The sequence below is a fragment of the Streptomyces boninensis genome, from assembly GCF_048572725.1.
In the GTDB taxonomy this organism is placed as follows: Bacteria; Actinomycetota; Actinomycetes; order Streptomycetales; family Streptomycetaceae; genus Streptomyces; species Streptomyces boninensis.
Genome location: NZ_CP183837.1, coordinates 4,463,922 through 4,480,645 on the forward strand (window position 1 = coordinate 4,463,922; position 16,724 = coordinate 4,480,645).

Genomic DNA, 16,724 nt, shown 5'->3' on the forward strand with positions numbered 1-16,724 from the left:
CCGGACCCCAGACCCCCATCACCCCAGCAAGCCACCCACCAGCCCCGGCGACTCCTTGTCACCAGGGTCCTGCGACCCGCCACCGCCACCCGTCGAGCCGCCGCCCTCCGCGGGCGGCTGCTCCTGCGACGGCTGCTCCTGCTGCGCGGGCGGCTGCTGCTGCTGTTCGGCCGGCGCCGACGGCTGCCCGCCGACATTGCCCGGCTGCGAGGCGTCGCGGCCCGCGGACGGGGAGGACGACGGCGACGGCGAGGCCTGCCGCGACGGGCGCTCGGACGGCTGCGTGGAGCCCGCGGGGCCGCCGCGGCCGTCGCCGCCCGGGGTCTCCGGGAGAGCGGAGCCGGGGAGCTCGTTACGGGGGGCCTCGCCGGGCTCCGGCACGTCGACCGTCCTGGACGAGCGGACCGCGCCGCCGAGCATCGCGCCGAGGAGCAGGGTGGCGCCGATGACGAAGGTGGCGAGGACGATGCCGCGGCGCAGTACGTACCGCCGCAGCTGCCACAGCTCGGAGCGCGGGCCGAGGCGGCGCCAGGCCTGGCCGGCCAGGCGGGCGTCCATCGAATAGACCGGGGCGCCCGCGATGACCAGCGGGGACCAGGCGGCGAGGTAGATGATGTCCGGCGCGTCGTAGACCGGCGCGGCGCCCCAGCTGACCGTCACGATCAGGGCGGCCGAGAGCAGCACGCCGAAGGCGGCGGCGATCCGCTGCCAGAGGCCGCAGATCGTCAGCACGCCGACGATCACCTGGAGGAAGGCCACGGTGAGCCCGGCGCCGACGGGATGCACCAGCGCCAGATCGTAGAGCGGGCGGGCGACGGCCCACGGCTCCAGCGTGCCCAGCCACTTGGTGAGCGAGCCGCGCTCGCCGCCGTCGAAGTAGGCCGGGTCGGAGAGCTTGCCGAAGCCGGCGTAGATCGAGATGAGGCCGAGGAAGATGCGCAACGGGAGCAGCACCACCCCGAGGTTCATGCGGCGGCCGGGGTAGTACGCATGCCGCACCGGGTCGGCGCCGAAGCGCTGGCGGCGCTTGGCCGCGGCGGACTCGTACTCGCCGTCGTCGTAGCCGTCCTGGCCGTCGTCGCCCGGGTGCCCCCGGCCGCCCCACTGGCTGGGGTCGATCGGCGGCATCAGCTGCGTGTCCTCGCCGGAGCTGCGCTGCCCGACCACCGTGGACTCCAGCCGCGGCAGCACCTGCGTCTCGGTCACATCCGGGTCGCCGGGGGCCGGGCGCGACGACTGCCGTACGGCCTGCAGCAGCTGTCCCGCCGCCGGGTCGCCCGGCGTGGACCGCCCGCTCCACACCACCGGCGCACGCCGGCGCACGGCCGGCATCTCCCTGGTCTCGTCGGCCGCCGAATCCGGCCCGGCCAGCGATACGGCGGGCATCGCCACCGTGGCCGCACCGGCGGCGACCGTGACCTGCCGCCGCCCCGCCGGGCGGCGGCGCCCCAGCGGGCCGAAGTGGCCTGAGCTGGGGCCGAGTTGCACCCGGAAGCTGGCGTTGTTGAGGGAGACCTGCGCCGGATCGCTCGGCACCTTCACCGAGTTCAGCACGTCGGTTTCGTCGTAGCCCTGCGCGCGGCCACCCCTGGGAGTGGGCGGTGTTCTGGTGTCCACGCTCATCTAACCGAGTGACGCGCCTTTTGGACACTGCCTCCCGCGCAGGTATCTGTCCGAGACCCGTCAAGGGACGGACTACGACCGCCTGCGCGCCGCCTCGTAGAGCACGATGCCCGCCGCGACACCCGCGTTGAGCGACTCCGCCCCGCCCGGCATCGGGATCCGTACGCGCACATCGCAGGTCTCGCCGACCAGGCGGGAGAGGCCCTTGCCCTCCGAGCCGATGACGATGCAGACCGGCCCGTCCAGCGCCTCGAGGTCCTGCACCTCGGTGTCGCCGTCCGCGGCCAGGCCGACGACGATCAGGCCCGCCTTCTGGTACTGCTCCAGCGCCCGGGTCAGGTTCGTCGCCCGCGCCACCGGCGTACGGGCGGCGGTGCCCGCCGAGGTCTTCCACGCGCCCGCCGTCATGCCCGCCGCGCGCCGCTCGGGCACCACCACGCCGTGGCCGCCGAAGGCGGAGACGGAGCGGACGACGGCGCCGAGGTTGCGCGGGTCCGTCACGCCGTCGAGGGCGACGATCAGCGGGTCGGAGCCGTCGTCGTGGGCGGCGGCGATCAGGTCGTCGGGGTGCGCGTAGTCGTACGGCGGGACCTGGAGGACGAGGCCCTGGTGGTTCAGGCCGTTCGTCATCCGGTCGAGCTCGGGGCGCGGCGCCTCCATCAGATTGACGGTGCCGCTCTCGGTGGCGAGCTGCAGCGCGGCCCGCACCCGGTCGTCGTTGTCGATGAACTGCTGCACATACAGCGTGTTCGCCGGCACGCCGTCGCGCAGCGCCTCGTAGACCGAGTTACGGCCGACCACCAGCTCGCTGGTGCCCTTGGCGCCGCCCCGGCGCGGCGCCGGGCGCTTGGTCGCCTGCCGGGCGCGCGCCTGAGCGGCGCGCTGCTTGGCGTGGCCCTTGCGCGCTTCGGCGGGCGGGGTCGGACCCTTGCCCTCCAGGCTGCGGCGGTTCTTGCCGCCGGTGCCCTTCGACGGGCCCTTCTTGCCGGCCATGGGGTGTCACCTTGTCTCGTTTGTGGCGTACGTATTCATGAGTGTGCCGCCCGGGGGTCCGGGCGGCACATCGGTATGCGGTTTCCGGATCAGCCCAGCGTCCAGCGCGCCCCGTCCGGGGTGTCCTCGATGACCAGGCCCGACTGCTGCAGCTGGTCGCGGATGGCGTCGGCGGTGGCGTAGTCCTTACGGGCCCGGGCCGCCTGCCGCTGCTCCAGGACGAGGCGGACCAAGGTGTCGACGGCGCCGTGCAGCTCCTCGCTGCGGTCATTGCCACCGCCCGACCACTGCGCGTCCAGCGGGTCGAGTCCGAGCACCCCGAGCATCGCGCGGACCTCGGCGAGCCGGGCGACCGCCGCCTCCTTGTCGTCGGCGGCCAGCGCGGAATTGCCCTGCTTCACCGCCGTGTGCACGACGGCGAGCGCCTGCGGGACGCCCAGGTCGTCGTCCATCGCGTCGGCGAAGGCCGGCGGGACGGTCTCGGCGGGGTCGACGACCCCGCCCGCCTTTTCCACGACGCGCTGCACGAACCCCTCGATCCGCGCGAACGCCGACTCGGCCTCGCGCAGCGAGTCCTCGCTGTACTCGATGGTGGAGCGGTAGTGCGGCCCGGCGAGGTAGTAGCGCAGCACGATCGGGCGCCAGCGCTGGAGCATCTCGCTGACCAGCACCGAATTGCCGAGCGACTTGCTCATCTTCTCGCCGCTCATGGTCACCCAGCCGTTGTGCAGCCAGTAGCGGGCGAACTCGTCGCCGTAGCACTTCGACTGGGCGATCTCGTTCTCATGGTGCGGGAAGATCAGGTCGCGGCCGCCGCCGTGGATGTCGAAGACCTCGCCGAGGTACTTGTGCGCCATGGCGGAGCACTCCAGGTGCCAGCCCGGGCGGCCGCGGCCCCAGGGCGTCTCCCAGGAGGGCTCGCCGGGCTTGGCGGCCTTCCACATGGCGAAGTCCCGCGGGTCCCGCTTGCCGGTCTCGCCCTCGCCCTCGGGCTGGCGGAGGTCGTCCAGGTCCTGGTTCGACAGCGACAGATAGTCCGGGTACGAGCGCACGTCGAAGTAGACGTTGCCCTCGGACTCGTACGCATGGCCGCGCTCGATCAGCGCCCGCATCATCTCGATCATCTCGGGTACGTGGCCGGTGGCGCGCGGCTCGTACGTCGGCGGGATGACGCCGAGCGCGTCATAGCCGGCGTTGACGCTGCGCTCGTTCTCGTACCCGATCGCCCACCAGGGGCGGCCGAGCTCGCCCTGCTTGGCGATGATCTTGTCGTCGATGTCGGTGACGTTGCGGACCAGGGTGACCTCGTAGCCGCGGTAGGCGAGCCAGCGGCGCATGACGTCGAAGTTCAGCGCGCCCCTGACATGGCCGATGTGGGGTGCGGCCTGCACGGTCAGCCCACACAGGTAGATCGAGACGCAACCCGGTACGACCGGGGTGAAGTCACGGATCTGCCTGGCGCTGGTGTCGTACAGCCGAATAGTCACGCAGACAAGGGTAGCGGCGCTGCGGGACTGCCCGTGCGGGCCTCTTGTCCCGGTTCAGATACGGCCGACGACCTTGCGCGGCGTGATACGGACAACGACGCGCGGCGCCTCGTCCACGGAGCCGGGGTTCCACTCCACGTACGACTTCCCGGTGTACTTCTCCGCGAGCTCGTCGATGAGCTCCTGACCTCCGTCTTCGGTCATCGTCGCGGTGCCGCGGATCTCCGCGTACGTGTACGGGGCGTCGAAGGGCTGCAGCATCACCGAGACGCGGGGGTCGCGGCGGAGGTTCAGCTCCTTGCGGCGCTCGCGGGTGGTGGAGATGAGCAGGTCGTCGCCGTCCCGCTTCACCCACACCGGCGACAGCTGCGGGCTGCCGTCGGGCTGCACGGTGGCGATGGTGACGAAGACGGGGGAGTCGAGGAGCTTCTTGAGTTCTTCGGTGAGCATGGGGAAAAGGCTATTCCGGGCGCCGGTAAACCAGCGCTGTCGCGATCCCGGCGAGTCCCTCCCCGCGCCCCGGGAAGCCGAGCCCGTCCGTCGTCGCCGCCGATACGGACACGGGGGCGCCCACCGCCTCGGAGAGCACCTGCTGCGCTTCTTCGCGCCGCTTGCCGACCTTGGGCCGCACGCCGACAACCTGCACGGCCACATTGCCGATCCCGAAGCCCGCGGCCCGTACGATCCGCGCCGCCTCCGCCAGCAGCTTCAGCCCGGGGGCGCCGGCCCACTCGGGACGCCCGGTGCCGAAGTGGGCGCCGAGGTCGCCGAGGCCGGCGGCGGAGAAGAGGGCGTTGGCGGCGGCGTGGCAGACCACGTCGGCGTCGGAGTGGCCGTCGAGGCCGGGGCCCTCGCCGTCCCAGCGCAGGCCCGCCAGCCACAGCTCGCGGCCGGTGTCGGCGGCGAAGGCGTGGATGTCGGTGCCGATGCCGACCTGCGGGATGACCGGTCCCGGCGCTGCGCCGGCAGCCGATACGTCAGAAGCCACTGTTCGCCCTCCTCCGCGCCAGCACGGCCTCGGCCAGGACCAGGTCCAGCGGCCGCGTCACCTTGAACGCCTCCTCGTGCCCGGGCACCAGCACGACCGTGTGCCCCTGCCGCTCCACCATCCCGGCGTCGTCGGTGGCGCCGTCGCCCTCCAGGGCGGTCTTGTCGTGCGCGGCGATGAGCGTGGCCCGGTCGAAGCCCTGCGGGGTCTGTACGGCGCGCAGCCGAGCGCGGTCGACGGTGCCGAGGACGGGCTCCGGCGTCCCGGGGGCGCCGCCCGGCTCGACCTCCTTGACGGTGTCGGTCACCGGGAGCGCGGGCACCACGGCCGGGGCCCCGGCCCGTACCGCCGCGGCGACCGCGTCGACGGTGTCGACCGGCACCAGCGGGCGGGCGGCGTCGTGGACGAGGACCACGCCGACGTCGGCGGGCAGCGCGTCCAGGCCGGCCCGTACGGACTCCTGGCGGGTCTCGCCGCCGGGGACGACGGTGATCTCGGCGGCCTCGGCGATGGCGTCGGAGTCGGCCAGCAGCTGCTGCACCTCGGCGACGGCCGCGGTGTCGGGCGGGGCCACGACGACGACCAGCGAGACGGCGCGGGCCTGCGCCATCGCCCGTACCGCATGGACGAGCATCGGGGTGCCGCCGAGCGCACGGAGCGCCTTGGGGGCGCCGGGGCCGAGGCGCACGCCCCGCCCGGCAGCGGGGATGACGGCGGCGGTGCGGCCGCCTGGCTCAGTGTTTGTTGCAGACATTGTCAGTTCCGGGCCACTTCAGGTTTTGGACCTACGAAGGCTTGGGTATGGCCACAGCGTGCCGGGCGCCACGCTTCCGCTTACCGGGGGCGCAGCGCGAGGCCGCCGGACCCCTTCCGTGACGTTGCATTCCGGCGGCAGCCAGGCCCCGGCACACCGTTTCGGCGGCGTTTCCCGTCCGGGTACGCCGCCGCAAAATGCCGCAGCGCCCGGCGCGAATCCGCACTGGGCGGGTCCGCTCGGGCACCACGGCATTCACACGCGTCTCAGATTGATCGACGCGTGAATTCGATCTTCAGAGGTGTTGCTTTCAGGACGCGAGTACCTCGTCGAGCAGGGCCTCGGCCTTGTCCTCATTGGTGGACTCGCACAGCGCGAGCTCACTGACCAGGATCTGCCGGGCCTTGGCGAGCATCCGCTTCTCGCCCGCCGACAGACCACGCTCCCGCTCGCGGCGCCACAGGTCCCGGACAACCTCCGCGACCTTGATGACATCGCCGGAGGCCAGCTTCTCCAGGTTTGCCTTGTACCGCCGCGACCAGTTCGTGGGCTCCTCGGCATACGGGGCGCGCAGCACCTCGAACACACGCTCCAGCCCATCCTGGCCAACTACGTCGCGCACACCCACGAACTCCGCATTGTCTGCGGGAACACGCACCGTGAGATCGCCCTGAGCGACCTTCAGCACCAAGTAGGTCTTGTCCACACCTTTGATCTGGCGAGTTTCGATGGCCTCGATCAGCGCGGCCCCGTGATGGGGATAGACCACGGTGTCGCCAACCTTGAACGTCATGTGACAGGTACCCCTTCCGTGGCTATCCAGAGTAACACGTGAAGGGCTCGTTCTGAATGGCGTTTTCGCAGGTCAGGCCGCATCTCGGGGCTTGACAAGCGCGGCCGTATCGTGCTTCACGGGCGACCGTCAAGGGGATATCCGCAGGTCGGGACGGTTCTGCACACGGGCTGAAACGTCGGCGTTACAGCCCGCGGAGACCCCCTGCGAAGGGGCAAACGTCCCGATTTGCCGGAGTCTGAACGGTGAACCCCGCGTGCTCCGTTCGGCCGATCGCGATCGCCCACCAGGGAAATCCGGAATTGATCTTTCCCGGCGATGAGCGGAAATCAGCAATTTCTTTTGCCGGGACTTGACGGTCCATTAGGAGGGCCGGTCGCGGCCCAAGGGGCGGGTCGGCTGCGGGTGGTGCGGGGGCGGTCGGTACTGTTCTCCCTGATCGATGATCGCCCCCAGTCCGCCTGTCTGGCTGACCCGAACGTCCAAGGAGTTGCGCCCCCGTGAGCCGCAGCCTCGGACGCGGCGCCCTCGCCGCGACCGCCGTAGTGATCTCGTTTGCCGCCCTTACCGCCTGCGGTGCCGGCCACAATGCCGAGACCGGCCAGATCAACCCGGACAACGCCCGGGCCGCCGTGGGCGATATCGAGATCCAGAACGCCGTCGTGATCACCCCCGAGCGGGAGAGCGAAGGCGCCGCCTCCGTCTCCGCGCGGATCTTCAACAACGGCAGCTCGCCGGAGCGGCTGACCAGCCTGACGATCCCCGAGACCAACACCACGGTGAAGCTGAGCGGCCCGAAGGGCGGCGACACCCTCACCATCCCGGCCGAGGGCTCGCTGATGATCGGTGGCAAGGGCAACGCCTCGGCGACCATCGAGGGCGGCCGCAAGAACGTCACCGACGGCAAGGCGAAGCAGCTGGTCTTCCAGCTCAGCAAGACCGGCGCGGTGAAGATCGGCACGCTGGTGGTGCCGGCGACGGGCCAGTACAAGACCTTCGGGCCGAGCCCGGCCGCGGCCACCGCCGAAGGCCGTAACCCCGGGGGCGGCCGCGCCTCCGGATCGCCGTCCGCGGGTGCGGACGAGTCCGCCGGCGCCGGGCAGTCCGGGAACCCGTCGCAGTCGCCCTCCGGCGCGGCCGAGCAGGGCGCGGGCTCCGTGGCCCCGTCGAACAGCAGCAGCCAGTCGCCCGCGACCGGAACCGGAACCGGAACCGGGGCATCGCAGGATGCCGGCGGGCACGCGGCCGGTCACTGACCCTCGTACGACTACAACGCGAAAACCGCCCGTGATGATCACGGGCGGTTTTCGCGTTGTACGGCGGCGGCAGCCGGCCTACGGCTCGAACTTGTAGCCCAGGCCCCGCACCGTCACCAGGAACCGCGGAGCCCCCGGGTCCGGCTCGATCTTCGCGCGCAGGCGCTTCACGTGGACGTCAAGGGTCTTGGTGTCCCCCACGTAGTCCGCGCCCCACACGCGGTCGATGAGCTGCATCCGGGTCAGCACCCGGCCGGCGTTGCGCAGCAGCATCTCCAGCAGGTCGAACTCCTTCAGCGGGAGGTCCACCTTGTCGCCGGAGACGGTGACCACGTGCCGGTCCACGTCCATCCGCACCGGGCCGACCTCCAGGGCCGCCGGCGCCTGCTCCTCGGGTTCGCCGCGGCGGCGGAGCACCGCGCGGATGCGGGCGACCAGCTCCCGCGAGGAGAAGGGCTTGGTCACGTAGTCGTCGGCTCCTATTTCGAGGCCTACGACCTTGTCGATCTCGCTGTCCTTCGCGGTCACCATGATCACGGGGACATTGGACTTGTTGCGGAGCTGGCGGCAGACCTCCGTGCCCGGCAGGCCGGGCAGCATCAGGTCGAGCAGCACCAGGTCGGCGCCGTTGCGGTCGAAGTCGTCCAGCGCCTCGGGACCCGTGGGCGCGATCGCGACCTCGAAGCCCTCCTTGCGGAGCATGTACGACAGTGCGTCGCTGAAGGACTCCTCGTCCTCAACGACCAACACTCGGGTCACGGGATGACCTCCGGGGCAGGGTTGTTCTCTGGCTGGTCTTCGGCCAGTCGGTCCTCGCCGTTGAGGTCGTCCGGCTCGATCAGGGCGCCGCTGCGGGAGTCGGCGCTTCGGGAGGTTTTGCGGGCCGCCTCGGGGAGGCGGAGGGTGAAGGTGGAGCCCTGGCCCTCGGCGCTCCAGACGCCGACCTCGCCGCCGTGCGAGGCGGCGACGTGCTTGACGATGGCCAGGCCGAGGCCCGTACCACCGGTGGCCCGGGAGCGGGCCGGGTCGACGCGGTAGAAGCGCTCGAAGATCCGCTCTCGGTCCTTCTCCGAGATGCCGATGCCCTGGTCGGTCACGGCGATCTCGATGAGCGGGCCGCCGGGGGCGGTGATGCGACGGGCGGCGATGCCGACGCGGGTGCGGGCGGGGCTGTAGTTCACGGCGTTCTCGACGAGGTTGCCGAGCGCGGCCGCGAGCTGGCCGCGGTTGCCCCACACCTTGAGGCCTTCCGTACCGCCCGGGGCCATGGTGATCTGCTTGGTGGACGCCTGGTGCCGGCAGCGGTCGACGGCCTCCCCCACCAGCTCGTCGATCCGTACGGACTCGGCGTCCTCCAGCGGGTCGTCGTTCTGCACCCGGGAGAGGTCGATGAGCTCCTGGACCAGGTTGGTGAGGCGGGTGGCCTCCAGCTGCATGCGGCCGGCGAAGCGATTCACCGCCTCGGGGTCGTCGGAGGCGTCCATGACCGCCTCGGAGAGGAGGGAGAGGGCGCCGACCGGGGTCTTCAGCTCGTGGCTGACGTTGGCGACGAAGTCGCGGCGGACGGCCTCGATGCGGCGGGCCTCGGTGAGGTCCTCGACCAGGAGCAGTACGAGCCGGGAGCCCAGCGGCGCCACGCGGGCGGAGACGGCGAGGGCCTCGCCGCGGCCGGACCGCCGCGGCAGGTCCAGCTCGACCTGGCGGATCTCGCCGTCCCGGCGGGTCTGCCTGGCCATGGCGAGCATCGGCTCCACGGCGAGCCGGCCGCCGCGGACCAGGCCGAGGGCGTACGCGGCGGAGCTGGCCTTCACCACGGCGTCTTCCTCATTGAGGACCACGGCCGAGGAGCGGAGCACGGACAGCACGGTGTCGACGCCGGGCGGCAGCACCGCCTCCGTGTGCAGGGACGTGCGGGTCGGCTTGGTCTGCTCGCGCTCGCTCCAGCGGAACGCCAGCATGGCGATGACGCCGGTGCACAGACCGCCGATCGCCGCCGCTGCGGCCAGCGCCGCGTTCACGTCCATGGCTCCAGGTTAAGCGGGTGGCGGGGGCCATCCACAGCCATCCGAGTGTCCCCTCGAACAGGAGTCGCCAAGAGTTCACCCTGGCGACGGCTCGGGTTCATTACGGTGGCGCGATCCCCACGGCATGGTGGATGCTGCAGAAATCGGATGGAAGGACTGCGATGCGGGACACATACCACGAGGAGCTGGACTCGATCGGCGAGAGCCTGGTCGAGATGGCCCGGCTCGTCGGCTCCGCCATGGGACGCGCCACGACGGCGCTGCTCGACGCCGATCTGAAGCTCGCGGAGAGCGTGATCGAGGGCGACGAGAAGGTGGACGACCTGCAGCGCGACCTGGAGAACCGGGCGATCCAGCTGCTCGCCAGGCAGCAGCCGGTCGCCACGGACCTGCGCATTGTCGTAACCAGCCTGCGGATGTCGGCCGACCTGGAGCGGTCCGGCGATCTTGCGAAGCATGTGGCCAAGCTGGCCCGGCTGCGGTATCCGCAGTCGGCGGTGCCGGGGCATCTGCACGCCACGATTCTTGAGATGGGGCAGCTGGCGCAGCGGCTGATGGCGAAGTGCGCGGATGTCATCTCCACGAAGGACGTCGACCTGGCCCTCGAGCTGGACACCGACGACGATGCGATGGATTCGCTGCACCGCAAGCTCTTCCAGTCGCTGATGGACGACCGCTGGCAGGACGGCATCGAGACGGCGGTGGATGTGACGCTGTGCGGCCGCTATTACGAGCGCTTCGCGGACCATGCGGTCTCTTGCGCCAATCGCGTGGTGTACCTGGTCACCGGCGAGCATGCGGACGAGCTCGACACGGCCTCGGTGGAGGCCACGCAGCAGTAGGCATACGCGCAGTAGGCATACGCGCCGTACGCATACGCAACGGGCCCGGCTCCTGGAGTGGAGCCGGGCCCGTTGGTGTGTGTGTCGTCGTCAGTGGCAGCAGTTCCCGCCGCACTGGCAGGAGCCGCCGGACTGGCAGCCGCAGCCGCAGCCGGAGCCGCAGCCGCAGGCGCCCAGCAGCGGGAGGCGGCGGGGCGCGTCGTCGGGCGCGGGAGATTCGCGGGCGGTGGGGGCGGGGGCGTCGGCCATCGTTCATCCTCCTCGGAGGTGCGCTCGGCTTTCCCCACCATTGATGCCCACGAAATCGGGCGCATCAACGGCGCGCAGAAGCATTGCCCGGCGAACTGCAGTGCGCGGCTACTTCTTCCCCTGGTTCGCCACGGCCTGGATCGCCGTCTTCGCGGCCTCCGGGTCGAGGTAGGTGCCGCCCTTGGTGACCGGGTTGTAGTCGGCGTCGAGCTCGTAGGAGAGCGGGATGCCGGTGGGGATGTTCAGGCCGGTGATGTCCGCGTCGGAGATGCCGTCGAGGTGCTTGACCAGGGCGCGCAGGCTGTTGCCGTGGGCGGCGACCAGGACGGTGTGGCCCTCGGCGAGGTCCGGGACAATCGAGTCGTACCAGTACGGCAGCATCCGGTGCACGACGTCCTTCAGGCACTCCGTGCGCGGCCGCAGCTCGCTCGGGATGTGCGCGTAGCGCGGGTCGTCGCTCTGCGAGAACTCGCTGCCGTCCGCGAGCTCCGGCGGCGGGGTGTCGTACGAGCGGCGCCAGGTCATGAACTGCTCTTCGCCGAACTCGGCGAGCGTCTCCGCCTTGTTCTTGCCCTGCAGGGCGCCGTAGTGGCGCTCGTTCAGGCGCCACGAGCGGTGGACCGGGATCCAGCCGCGGTCGGCGGCGTCGAGGGCGAGGTTCGCGGTGCGGATCGCGCGCTTCTGGAGGGAGGTGTGCAGGACGTCCGGGAGCAGCCCGGCGTCCTTGAGCAGCTCGCCGCCGCGGACCGCCTCCTTCTCGCCCTTCTCGGTGAGGTTCACGTCCACCCAGCCGGTGAACAGGTTCTTTGCGTTCCACTCGCTCTCGCCGTGGCGGAGGAGGATCAGCTTGTACGGTGCGTCGGCCATGTCTTTGAGCCTACCTAGTGGCCTATCGGCCCGCGCAGCGGCTCCGCCGGGGGTGTGGGTGGGGGTGCGGGCGTGAGTGTGGGCAGGGGTCCAGTCGCCGTCGATTGACGGTGGGCGTCAATTCGCTTGCTGCGATGTCAGTGGCCGTGCGTAAGTTACGGATACCTGCTGAGCCACTTACATCTTTCGCCCGGGGGACGCCACCGCCATGTCTGTCGCACGCCTGAGAATCGCCGCCCGCGAGTCGGTCGCCGGGCTCCCCCGCGACTTCTGGTGGCTGTGGACGTCCACGCTGGTCAACCGGCTGGGCGCCTTCGTCGCCACCTTCATGGCGCTGTACCTGACGCTGGAGCGCGGCTACTCCGCCTCGTACGCCGGTCTCGTCGCCGCCCTCCACGGCCTCGGCGGCGTCGTCTCCTCGCTCGGCGGCGGGGTGCTCACCGACCGGCTCGGGCGGCGGCCGACGCTGATGCTGGCGCAGAGCTCCACGGCGGTTTCGGTCGCGGTGCTCGGGTTCATGGAGCATCCGGTGGCGATCGCCGGGGTGGCCTTCCTGGTGGGCATGGCCAGCAATGCCTCGCGCCCTGCGGTGCAGGCGATGATGGCGGACATCGTGCCGCCCAAGGACCGGGTCCGCGCCTTTGCCCTGAACTACTGGGCGATCAACCTCGGCTTCGCCATCTCGACGGCGGGGGCGGGCTTCATCGCCGAGTACAGCTACCGGGCCGGGTTCCTGATCGAGGCCGTGCTGACGATGGCGTGTGCGGTGCTGGTGTTCCTGAAGCTGCCGGAGTCGCGGCCGGAGGTGGTCGGTGCTGTGGGCGCCGTCGGCTCGGGGGAGACCTCCGGTGCGGTCAGCCTCCGTACGGTGGCGCGGGACGGGCGCTTCATGGGTGTCGTCGGCCTGTCCTTCTTGATCGCGCTGCTGTTCCAGCAGGCGTACGTGTCGCTGCCGGTGGCCATGGGCGCGGACGGGTTCTCCAGCTCCGACTTCGGCGTGGCGATCGCCGTGAACGGGGTGCTGATCGTGGCGCTGCAGATACCGGTGACCCGGTTCATCGAGCGGCGGGATCCGCGGCAGCTGCTCATCGTGTCGTCGCTGCTGGCGGGGTGGGGATTTGCGCTGACGGCCTTTGCCGGATCGGTGCTCGTGTACGCGCTGACGGTGGTGGTGTGGACGCTGGCGGAGATCGTGAACGCGCCTACGCAGACGTCGCTGGTGGTGCGGCTGTCGCCGGTCGCGGGCCGGGGGCGGTATCAGGGGATGTACACGATGTCGTGGGCGGTGGCGGCGCTGATCGCGCCGCTGGCGGGCGGGCAGATCATCGACCGGTTCGGGGCGGAGTGGCTTTGGGGGGCGTGTGGGGTGGTGGGGACGATCGCCGCGCTTGGCTATTGGGCGCTCATGCGGGGCCTGCCTTCCGGCAACGACGACATCGAGGCCGAGCAGGGGCCTGCTCCGGCGTCGGCACCTGCCGCCGCAGGCTGAAATTCAGTCCTGGTCGCGCGTCAGGTGGCTGAAGGCCTCGAGATTGCGCGTGGACTCCCCGCGCGACGTGCGCCACGCGTACTCGCGCCGGATGGCGGTCGCGAAGCCCATCTCCAGCAGCGTGTTGAAGGCGCCGTCGGCGTTCTCCAGGACCGTGCCGAGGATGCGGTCGAGCTCGTCCGGGGTGACCGCGGCCAGCGGAAGGCGACCGACCAGATAGATGTCGCCGAGCTTGTCGATCGCGTACGCGACCCCGTACAGGCGCGTGTTGCGCTCCAGCAGCCAGCGGTGGACACCCTCCTGGTTCTCGTCCGGGTGGCGGACGACGAAGGCGTTCACCGACAGGGAGTGCCGGCCGACGACCAGCGAGCAGGTAGTGGCGAGCTTGCGGGTGCCCGGGAGGGTGACGACGTACGTGCCGTCCTTCGGGTTCTCCCACTCGATGCCGGACTCGGAGAGCGTGCTCTCGATGACGGCCCTTGCGTCAGACATAGGCCGATCGTAGGCGACGGGGGTGGTGGTCCAGCATCGCGCCCGCATACACATCGGCCGTCGCCGCCGCGGCGCTGTCCCAGCCGAAGCTCTGCGCGTGCCGCGCGGCGGCCTTGCCGAGGTCGGCGACGCGAGCCGGCTCCGCGGCGAGGCGGTGCAGGACGCGGGCGTAGTCGGCGGGGTCGTGTCCGTCGACCAGATAGCCGGTGACCCCGTCCCGTACGGCCACGGGCAGGCCGCCCACCGCGGCCGCGACGACCGGCGTGCCGCACGCCTCCGCCTCCACGGCGACGAGTCCGAAGGACTCGCTGTACGACGGCATGACGAGGACGGATGCGGCCCGGAACCACTCGGCGAGGCGGTCCTGGCCGACCGGCGGCACGAACCGTACGACGTCGGAGATGCCGAGCCGCGCGGCCAGCTTCTGCAGCGCCTCCGGCTTGGCGAGGCCGCTGCCGCTGGGGCCGCCGACGATGGGAACGACCATGTTGTGGCGGAGACTCGGGTCGCGCTCCAGGAGGAGGGCGGTGGCGTGGAGGAGGACGTCCGGGGCCTTGAGGGGCTGGATGCGGCCGGCGAAGAGCGGGACGAAGGCGTTGGGCGGCAGTCCGAGGGCACCGCGGGCGGCCTGGCGGCCTGCGTCGATGCCTGTTGGGGCTGGGCGGAAGCGGTCCAGGTTCACGCCCGGGTGGACTATCGCGACCTTGGCCGGGTCCGCCTCGTAGTGGTGGATGAGGTCGTTTGCCTCGTCGGCGGTGTTCGCGATGAGGCGGTCGGCGGCGCGCACGATCTGCGTCTCGCCGATGACGCGGGCGGCGGGCTCTGGGGTGTCGCCTTCAGCCAGAGCGGCGTTCTTGACCTTCGCCATGGTGTGCATGGCGTGTACGAGGGGGACGCCCCAGCGCTCGGCGGCCAGCCAGCCGACGTGTCCTGAGAGCCAGTAATGGGAGTGCACCAGGTCGTAATAGCCGGGGCGGTGCTGGGCCCACGCCTGCATCACGCCATGGGTGAAGGCACAGAGCTGGGCTGGGAGCTCTTCCTTTGCGAGGCCTTCGTACGGGCCGGCGTCGATGTGCCGTACGAGGACACCGGGGGTGAGCTCGACGGTCGGGGGGAGGGTGGCGGTGGTCGCGCGCGTAAAGATCTCTACGCGAATGCCCTGCGCCGCGAGGCGGCGCGACAGCTCGACGATGTACACATTCATGCCGCCTGCATCGCCGGTCCCCGGCTGATGCAGCGGCGAGGTGTGCACAGACAACATGGCCACCCGCGCCGGCCTGCGGCGAAGCCGCGCCTTGAGCGGAAGGCGCTTGCGGCTGCTCACTCTGGGGGCCTCCTCGCTCGCGGTCTGCGATGCTCACTCTCAGTGATCGCTCATTTCCCCTCGTGGTGCAACCGCTGGCGCGGGGCGGGCATTCCCGGGGGTGGTGAGGGGGGTGTGTTGGTCGTGCGGAGGAGGAGTCGTGCGGAGGGGGGAGTCGTGCGGAGGAGGAGATGAGATGCGGATGGCTTGGCATCGGATGGTGACGGCCGCGATGCCGGGTCCAGCCCGGCCCGGTGCAGGAAACGGATGGCCTCCTGCGGGAGGGAGGGGGAGGCGGGGGCCTTTGGGCTGCCGGGCGGCGGTTCGGGAGGTGGGGCCGGGCTTGGGCTGGGACCGGGGCTTGGGCTGGGACCGGGGCTTGGGCTGGGACCGGGGCTTGGGCTGGGACCGGGGCTTGGGCTGGGACCGGGGCTTGGGCTGGGACCGGGGCTTGGGCTGGGACCGGGGCTTGGGCTGGGGATGTGCCTGTCCGGGAGGGGGCGCTTTTGGCTCGGATGGGGCGCCCTTGGGGTTGGCGTGCGCCCTTTTTCATGTGGGTGTGTCGGGGGGCGGCGTTCCGGCGGGCGGCGGGCGAGCCTCCGGCTAGGCGGTGAGGCGGTGAGGCGGTGAGGCGGTGAGGCGGTGAGGGCACGATCGGGGGCCGCCCGCCCCCCCGACACACCCACATGAAAAAGGGCGCGCGGCAGAGCATCACGCGCGCCGCGCCCGTACGAACACGCCCCCCGTCGCCCCCCTCCCTGTGGCCAGGGACAACGCCCCCGCCGCCGCCCGGCAGACCAGAAGACCCCCACCCCCCCCCGGGCCGGGAAGGACCGCCCTGCCGCCGCCGGCAGACCAAAGGCGCCCCGCCTCCCCACTCCCCACCCAGGAGGCCATCCGTTTCTCGCACCGCTCCGATACGGACCCGGCATCGCGGCCGTCACCATCCGATGCCAAGCCGTCCGTATCGGAGGCGTCACCCCGAACACGCCTCAGGTGCCCACCTCAAGCGTCGACAGCACCACCAGCGTCAGCGTCAGCACCGCCAGCAATCCATGCAACAGCACCACCACCAACGGGAAATGACGCTCCGCCGGCGGATCCTCCGATGGCACGGGACGTGCCCTGCGCGTCGGGATCCACGTGACCAGCATCGTGAAGCCCATCAGGACGACCGGCGCCAGGACGCCGATTGCCGACCAGGCGAGGACGCGGTTGTCCGTTGCAACGTAGACCGCCCAGATCAGCAGCCCCAGCGCCGCCATGGCCATGTGGCCGAAGATCAGCGGGGACGGGAGGTGGCTGCCGCCATTGTGGCCCTGGTGGTGGTCCTGCTGGTGGATGCCGCCGTGGGCCAGCCACACGCCCAGCAGGTAGAGGCCGCCGAAGGCGGTCGCTGACCAGGAGATCAGCGCGGCTACATCCATCTGCATGGGTGGGGTCCCCCGGGAGGCTAGGTGCCGTTTCACCAAGAAGTATTGGAGTTATGACTGATCACCGTCAAGAAAACTCCGAAGTTGCTTGACACCGGATGATTTCCGCCAACTCACGTTGGACATATGGT

General features: G+C 71.0%; 17 protein-coding genes. 3 read left to right on the forward strand and 14 right to left on the reverse strand.

All coding sequences use genetic code 11. The features are described 5' to 3' along the window. Nucleotides 1-18: 18 nt before the first annotated feature. From ACNNMR_RS20230 to ACNNMR_RS20260, 7 genes are all read right to left on the reverse strand, one after another. Nucleotides 19-1,623 carry a DoxX family protein gene (locus ACNNMR_RS20230; protein ID WP_419996051.1) on the reverse strand — a complete coding sequence of 535 codons (1,605 nt, stop codon included), beginning with the start codon at nt 1,621-1,623 and terminating at the stop codon, nt 19-21. Between the two features lie 72 nt (nt 1,624-1,695). Beyond that, on the reverse strand, nt 1,696-2,616 hold the full coding sequence (gene rlmB / locus ACNNMR_RS20235; protein WP_419996052.1) for a 23S rRNA (guanosine(2251)-2'-O)-methyltransferase RlmB: 921 nt from the start codon (nt 2,614-2,616) through the stop codon (nt 1,696-1,698). Between the two features lie 89 nt (nt 2,617-2,705). Further along, nucleotides 2,706-4,103: a cysteine--tRNA ligase gene (cysS, locus tag ACNNMR_RS20240; protein ID WP_419996053.1), complete on the reverse strand. Its 1,398-nt coding sequence runs from the start codon at nt 4,101-4,103 to the stop codon at nt 2,706-2,708. Nucleotides 4,104-4,157: 54 nt separating this feature from the next. Next, entirely contained in the window at nt 4,158-4,553 is a 396-nt protein-coding gene (locus ACNNMR_RS20245; RefSeq protein WP_419996054.1) for a PPOX class F420-dependent oxidoreductase, read from the reverse strand. A gap of 10 nt (nt 4,554-4,563) precedes the next feature. After that, the gene (gene ispF, locus ACNNMR_RS20250) at nt 4,564-5,091 is read right to left on the reverse strand and encodes a 2-C-methyl-D-erythritol 2,4-cyclodiphosphate synthase (RefSeq protein ID WP_419996055.1); all 528 of its coding nucleotides are present in this window, start codon (nt 5,089-5,091) and stop codon (nt 4,564-4,566) included. Beyond that, a complete protein-coding gene (gene ispD, locus ACNNMR_RS20255) occupies nt 5,081-5,845 on the reverse strand; it encodes a 2-C-methyl-D-erythritol 4-phosphate cytidylyltransferase (protein WP_419996056.1) in 765 nt (254 codons plus the stop codon). Before ispD ends, ispF begins: the two co-directional genes overlap by 11 nt. A gap of 310 nt (nt 5,846-6,155) precedes the next feature. Beyond that, entirely contained in the window at nt 6,156-6,638 is a 483-nt protein-coding gene (locus ACNNMR_RS20260) for a CarD family transcriptional regulator (protein WP_165238457.1), read from the reverse strand. 500 nt (nt 6,639-7,138) lie between these two features. Here ACNNMR_RS20260 and ACNNMR_RS20265 point away from each other — a divergent pair, with 500 nt between their 5' ends. Next, the gene (locus ACNNMR_RS20265; RefSeq protein WP_419996057.1) at nt 7,139-7,894 is read left to right on the forward strand and encodes a DUF461 domain-containing protein; all 756 of its coding nucleotides are present in this window, start codon (nt 7,139-7,141) and stop codon (nt 7,892-7,894) included. Nucleotides 7,895-7,972: 78 nt separating this feature from the next. Here ACNNMR_RS20265 and ACNNMR_RS20270 read toward each other — a convergent pair whose 3' ends face one another. Both ACNNMR_RS20270 and ACNNMR_RS20275 read right to left on the reverse strand, forming a co-directional pair. Beyond that, a complete protein-coding gene (locus ACNNMR_RS20270) occupies nt 7,973-8,653 on the reverse strand; it encodes a response regulator (RefSeq protein WP_419996058.1) in 681 nt (226 codons plus the stop codon). Then, on the reverse strand, nt 8,650-9,918 hold the full coding sequence (locus ACNNMR_RS20275; RefSeq protein ID WP_419996059.1) for a sensor histidine kinase: 1,269 nt from the start codon (nt 9,916-9,918) through the stop codon (nt 8,650-8,652). The genes ACNNMR_RS20270 and ACNNMR_RS20275 overlap by 4 nt, the downstream gene beginning before the upstream one ends. Before the next feature lie 161 nt (nt 9,919-10,079). Between ACNNMR_RS20275 and phoU the strand changes: the two genes are divergently transcribed. Further along, complete coding sequence (phoU, locus tag ACNNMR_RS20280) at nt 10,080-10,760, forward strand: phosphate signaling complex protein PhoU (protein ID WP_419996060.1); 681 nt, start codon at nt 10,080-10,082, stop codon at nt 10,758-10,760. Nucleotides 10,761-10,850: 90 nt separating this feature from the next. On the opposite strand, the gene ACNNMR_RS20285 is transcribed toward phoU, so the two are convergent. Continuing rightward, on the reverse strand, nt 10,851-11,009 hold the full coding sequence (locus tag ACNNMR_RS20285) for a hypothetical protein (RefSeq protein ID WP_419996061.1): 159 nt from the start codon (nt 11,007-11,009) through the stop codon (nt 10,851-10,853). A gap of 108 nt (nt 11,010-11,117) precedes the next feature. Next, nucleotides 11,118-11,876 carry a phosphoglyceromutase gene (locus ACNNMR_RS20290; protein ID WP_419996062.1) on the reverse strand — a complete coding sequence of 253 codons (759 nt, stop codon included), beginning with the start codon at nt 11,874-11,876 and terminating at the stop codon, nt 11,118-11,120. 208 nt (nt 11,877-12,084) lie between these two features. On the opposite strand from ACNNMR_RS20290, the gene ACNNMR_RS20295 reads away from it, so the two are divergent. Then, nucleotides 12,085-13,365, forward strand: coding sequence for an MDR family MFS transporter (locus ACNNMR_RS20295; protein ID WP_419996063.1), 1,281 nt, complete (start codon nt 12,085-12,087; stop codon nt 13,363-13,365). Nucleotides 13,366-13,368: 3 nt separating this feature from the next. On the opposite strand, the gene ACNNMR_RS20300 is transcribed toward ACNNMR_RS20295, so the two are convergent. The 3 genes from ACNNMR_RS20300 to ACNNMR_RS20310 form a co-directional block, all read right to left on the reverse strand. Further along, the gene (locus ACNNMR_RS20300; protein WP_419996064.1) at nt 13,369-13,857 is read right to left on the reverse strand and encodes a YbjN domain-containing protein; all 489 of its coding nucleotides are present in this window, start codon (nt 13,855-13,857) and stop codon (nt 13,369-13,371) included. Further along, a complete protein-coding gene (gene mshA, locus ACNNMR_RS20305; protein WP_419996065.1) occupies nt 13,850-15,181 on the reverse strand; it encodes a D-inositol-3-phosphate glycosyltransferase in 1,332 nt (443 codons plus the stop codon). The genes ACNNMR_RS20300 and mshA overlap by 8 nt, the downstream gene beginning before the upstream one ends. Nucleotides 15,182-16,152: 971 nt before the next feature. Next, nucleotides 16,153-16,593, reverse strand: coding sequence for a hypothetical protein (locus tag ACNNMR_RS20310; protein ID WP_419996066.1), 441 nt, complete (start codon nt 16,591-16,593; stop codon nt 16,153-16,155). Nucleotides 16,594-16,724: the final 131 nt, after the last annotated feature.

Coding starts and splice junctions, on each gene's coding strand:
- ACNNMR_RS20285 (WP_419996061.1), bottom strand. CDS start 11,009: ATGGCCGACGCCCCCGCCCCCACCGCCCGCGAATCTCCCGCGCCCGAC.
- ACNNMR_RS20290 (WP_419996062.1), bottom strand. CDS start 11,876: ATGGCCGACGCACCGTACAAGCTGATCCTCCTCCGCCACGGCGAGAGC.
- ACNNMR_RS20295 (WP_419996063.1), top strand. CDS start 12,085: ATGTCTGTCGCACGCCTGAGAATCGCCGCCCGCGAGTCGGTCGCCGGG.
- ACNNMR_RS20310 (WP_419996066.1), bottom strand. CDS start 16,593: ATGCAGATGGATGTAGCCGCGCTGATCTCCTGGTCAGCGACCGCCTTC.
- rlmB (WP_419996052.1), bottom strand. CDS start 2,616: ATGGCCGGCAAGAAGGGCCCGTCGAAGGGCACCGGCGGCAAGAACCGC.
- ACNNMR_RS20230 (WP_419996051.1), bottom strand. CDS start 1,623: ATGAGCGTGGACACCAGAACACCGCCCACTCCCAGGGGTGGCCGCGCG.
- ACNNMR_RS20300 (WP_419996064.1), bottom strand. CDS start 13,857: ATGTCTGACGCAAGGGCCGTCATCGAGAGCACGCTCTCCGAGTCCGGC.
- ACNNMR_RS20245 (WP_419996054.1), bottom strand. CDS start 4,553: ATGCTCACCGAAGAACTCAAGAAGCTCCTCGACTCCCCCGTCTTCGTC.
- phoU (WP_419996060.1), top strand. CDS start 10,080: ATGCGGGACACATACCACGAGGAGCTGGACTCGATCGGCGAGAGCCTG.
- ACNNMR_RS20260 (WP_165238457.1), bottom strand. CDS start 6,638: ATGACGTTCAAGGTTGGCGACACCGTGGTCTATCCCCATCACGGGGCC.
- ispD (WP_419996056.1), bottom strand. CDS start 5,845: ATGTCTGCAACAAACACTGAGCCAGGCGGCCGCACCGCCGCCGTCATC.
- ACNNMR_RS20275 (WP_419996059.1), bottom strand. CDS start 9,918: ATGGACGTGAACGCGGCGCTGGCCGCAGCGGCGGCGATCGGCGGTCTG.